General features: G+C 54.4%; 1 protein-coding gene. It reads left to right on the forward strand.

Going from position 1 to position 1,062, the window contains the following annotated elements; translation table 11 throughout:
• Positions 1–88: 88 nt before the first annotated feature.
• Positions 89–1,006, forward strand: coding sequence for an IS5-like element ISAs15 family transposase (locus BN1135_RS12055; protein WP_042021397.1), 918 nt, complete (start codon positions 89–91; stop codon positions 1,004–1,006).
• The last annotated feature ends 56 nt before the right edge of the window (positions 1,007–1,062 follow it).

Below are 1,062 nucleotides of genomic sequence, written 5' to 3' on the forward strand. Positions count from 1 at the left end.
GGCGTTGTTTCCCAAATCAGAGTGACCTAAATTGAACTTATGGTGAAGGCGCTGATCTGATCACCAAATCCCTCTTCAAATCAGCATCATGGGCAAGTCGCTTCACGCCATATCTAACTGGTCACAGTACAACCGTTCCTTGGTCAAACGCGGCTCGCTAACGTTCTGGGTTGATGAGCATGTCGTTCATAACTGGTTCCATCAAGAACATCATGGCCGACGGGGACGAAGCTCCCTCTACACCGACCAGACCATCTGTACCTTTCTCATGCTCAAGGGCATTTTCAACCTCTCCCTGCGGGCGACACAGGGCCTGCTCGACTCGCTGTTTGAGCTGATGAATGTGCCGCTGTGTGCCCCCGACTACAGCTGTGTCAGCAAGCGCGCCAGCACCGTGAAGGTGGCATACCGCAAGCCACCCAAGGGCAAGGTTACCGATTTGGTTATCGATTCCACCGGCTTGAAAGTGTTTGGCGAGGGCGAATGGAAGGTCAGAAAGCATGGCCATGACAAGCGCCGGGTCTGGCGCAAATTGCATCTGGCGGTGGACCCGGCGACCCACGATATCGTGGCAGCCGAGGCCTCGTTGGAAAATGTTCATGATGCCGAGGTGTTGCCGACCCTGTTCAATCCGCTACGCCGAGCACTTGGGACCGTGTATGCCGATGGTGCATATGACACCAAGGCCTGCCATGAACTGATAAAGCGCAAAGGAGCCAAGGCTTGTATTCCGCCTCGCAAGAATGCCGGTTTATGGGAAGAGGGGCATCCACGTAATGAAGCGGTTCTGGTGATGCGCAAGGAGGGGCTGACTCACTGGAAGCAGCAGTCCGGGTATCATCGGCGCTCATTGGCCGAGACGGCGATGTATAGGTTCAAACAATTGATGACGGGAAAAATCAGTCTACGTAACTACAACGGACAAGTGGGAGAGATCATGGCCTACGTGTGTGCGATGAACAAACTGAATGCCCTTGGTCTGCCGGTTAGAAAGCCCCAAGTGTAGCTATCACCTGGGGCTGGGGAAGTTGTGGCCTAATGGCTGATTTGGGCAACAACGCC

It is taken from the genome of Aeromonas sobria, from assembly GCF_000820145.1.
GTDB lineage: Bacteria > Pseudomonadota > Gammaproteobacteria > Enterobacterales > Aeromonadaceae > Aeromonas > Aeromonas sobria.

Coding starts and splice junctions, on each gene's coding strand:
- BN1135_RS12055 (WP_042021397.1), top strand. CDS start 89: ATGGGCAAGTCGCTTCACGCCATATCTAACTGGTCACAGTACAACCGT.